Origin of the sequence: Oscillibacter sp. CAG:155, assembly GCA_000436875.1 — a bacterium.
Classification (GTDB): domain Bacteria; phylum Bacillota; class Clostridia; order Oscillospirales; family Oscillospiraceae; genus Oscillibacter.
On record FR890916.1, the window covers coordinates 1 to 3,468 of the forward strand.

General features: G+C 54.2%; 1 protein-coding gene. It reads left to right on the plus strand.

The annotated features are described in order from the left end of the window. Positions 1 to 3,422: SpaA isopeptide-forming pilin-related protein (locus QZL67_RS06380; RefSeq protein WP_292920007.1), on the plus strand; the 3,422-nt coding region annotated here is incomplete at its 5' end. Positions 3,423 to 3,468 lie beyond the last annotated feature (46 nt).

Here is a 3,468-nt window from a genome sequence, read left to right on the forward strand (position 1 = left end):
CGGAGCCCGACGGCGAGACCGATCCGAATGGCGCGGCGGAGCCCGACGGCGAGACGGTTCCCGAAGAGGGAAATGCCGCCGCAGGTGCAGAGCCTGTGGAAGAGCAGCCGGCGATCGTTGAAATCCCTGAAATTGTGGAAGAGCCAGTTTGGGAATATGATACCATTCGAACGGTGGCGGATGACGATGCGGAGATTACCGTGTCCGGCCTGATGCCTAAGGGCTCCTATGTGACCGCCAAGTCGGTGGAGATTACGCTGGAGGACCTGACGGTCCTGGCTGCCTATGACATCACCATCTATGACAGCGAGGGGGATGAATGGCAGCCTGACGAATCTGTTACCGTGGAAATTCAGAATCCCGCCCTGGCCGATGTGGAGGATGTGGAAATCTACCACATGGAGGACGAGGACGCCGAGCCCGAGCATGTGGATACGATTACCACGGATGAGGACGTGGCCACCTTTGAGGCCGAGAGTTTCTCCATCTATGTGGTGGCGGCCAACAGACCCAGTTGGGAGTGGTCGCAGATCGATGATGGGAATAAAGAGTTCCGCGGCGGTCAGGTCATTTCCCTGTACAGCGATTCTGGCCATTCCAAGCATCACTGGGAAATCACGGAAGGAAAAAATGCAGCTGAAATCACAGGAAACAGCAAGTGGGCAACCCTGACTTTGAAAGAAGTCGAAAGGGATACCCGTGTTACCATTAAGCATAGCTATAAGGGAATTCTTTTCTCTGGTGAGGAAGAAGCCACTATCACGGTAAAAGCCAGCAAAGGGACGCAGACAGTCTATGTATATGTAGATGCAAGAGATGTCCAGACGGGTACTGGCGGATTTATCAATGAGAATGGATACTTTACCATCGGCACCATTGAGATGCAGCTGCCTGATCCGGAAAAATCCTATGCTGGAAACGGTGAAGCGCGCTATAAAACATACGAAGATGCAGTGAAGAGAGCTCTGGGTGGGATCAACCATATGTACAATACCTGGGTTGATCTGGATGATGTGGACTGGTACACCCTGCATACTGCGGATGGTGCAGATATTGCATCTGGTCAGGTATTCGTTCCCAGTGGTCAGTATGCCTGGCACTTGGATGGAAGGATCAGTGAAGTTCCTACTCTGTATAAAGTCACGTATCATGCAAATAACGGGACCCAGGCGACCTATCCGAATCCCAATATGTATGAGGAAAATGCGGAAGTCCTTGTTTTGGGAAATGAGACTACAGGGTTCCAAAATGAAGGCAAGGTATTTTTGGGCTGGTCTACGACCCCGAACGGAACAGTGGATTCGGACTACACAGTTGGCGAGACATTTGTCATTCGGAATAACGTTGACCTTTATGCTGTATGGGGAGATGAGCTTCCCACGACCGGCACCCTGACGGTAACTAAAACTGTATCCGGGCACGCACTTCCTGCGGATTTCCACATCCTGGTCAAGAACAGCAGCAATCAGGTAGTTTACACCCTGGGCCTGACCAGCGGGGACGGTGTGATTGGCCCCGATGCAAATACCACGTACACCTGGACACTCTCCGATGTCGCACCCGGCACTTACACGGTGACGGAAGAAAACGCCCTGATTAACGAGTATGACCTGGAAGCCAGCTCGAATCCCGCAGTTGTCTATGTACAGGCGGGTAAGAATGCTTCCATCCAGGTGACCAATACCTATACCGACGCATCTGGCGAGACGGCTTCCTTCACCATCAAGAAGGTAGAGAAGGGCACCAACACCGGGCTGGAAGGCGCGGAGTTCCATCTCTGCCAGAATGAGAACTGCACGGGCAGCTGCAAGAATGGCATCACATGGACCACTGATAAAGATGGCCTGGCAAACTTTACCGGCCTGACAAGCGGCACTTATTATCTCCGCGAGACCAAGGCACCCGATGGCTATAAGCTGGGCAGCACCGTCTACAAGATCAAGGTAGGCGGCCAGCATGAGAAGCAGACGGCAGGCGGCAACATCTTCACCTACCTGTGGAAGCTGATTGCGGGTGTTTCCGAATCCCAGGCACAGAAGGATGAAAGCGGCCATATTTTGATTCCTAATGAGAAGCAGTCCGGCACCCTGAAGGTGACCAAGACGTATACAGGTGTGAATGCGCTTCCTGGTTCTTTCATGATCGAGGTCGCGGCTTCGGATGGCACGAAACAGCTGCTCTCCTTTGAGAATGTTAAAACTTGCAAAACGGGATGTTATGAATGGGAACTGCCCCTCCCTGTGGGTTCCTACACGGTTTCCGAAACGGGCTATGAAAAGGCCGGTTATGATGTTTCCATCGGTGTGGATGAGCGGCAGAATGTGACCAAACCCAGCACCACTGTGGTGGTTACAGAAGGTGATACCACAAGTCTGACCTTCCAGAACGCCTATACGTCCACTACGCCCGCCCCCATTGAGCCTGTGACGATTACCTTCAGCGGACTGAAGGATCTGGACGGCACCCGGACCGATGTTCCCCAATTTACGTTCTATCTCAAGTCTTATGTAAAGAACATCTCTGATCCTCTGACGGAGCCTTCGGAGCTGGTTTCGGAGGTTACCAATGATGCGTACGGCCGCATTTTCTTCGACACCCAGACGTTTGAGAGTGCTGGTACGTACTGGTATCAGGTAGCGGAGAAGATCCCATCCCTTGATGACGGCTACCGCTATGACACCACGGTCTACTATATTGAGGTCGTTGTGACGGAAAACGACGGTGCGCTCACCGCAAATGAGACCTTCTATACCAACGTGGAGAGCAATGGAAAGTCTGAGCTGGTGAAGGCGGATGCGATCCTCTTCCACAATGAGACGGTGGAACCGGAACCGGTCCCGGAGACGGTGGACCTCTCCTTCCAGTATGTGACAAATGTCTCCGGTGCCAGCGATGTGCCCTCCGGTGTGACGGCCCCCGCGACCCAGGAACTGGCAAAGGACAGCGTCTTTGGTACTCATGCCTATGGTACCGGCAGCTATTCCTCTGACTATACCTTCCACGGCTGGTATGAGGACCCTGCCTGCACGGTGCGGATGGCGGCTGATGCGATTCTCTCCAGTGATACCACGGTCTATGGTTATTGGACCTATGATGACGGTGATGACGGCGGCGATGACCGGGATGATGACGATGACGACGATGACCACGGCACCAACATCCCTGACGACGATACGCCTACCACGAATCTGCCTGATGAAGGCACGCCCACTACGGACCTGCCTGATGAAGGCACGCCTACCACGGACCTGCCTGATGAAGGCACTCCCACCACGGATCTGCCCGATGGGGAGACGCCTATGGCGGAGGCTCCCAAGACCGGTGACACTTCTCTGGTCTGGGTCCTGGCCGCAGCGGCCTCCGGTGCCGGCCTGGTTTGGCTGGCGGTCTCTGGCATGAAGCGCAAGGACCACGACGCCTGATGATTGCATAAGCATCGGAAAAGGACCCGGGCCGATCGGCCCGGGT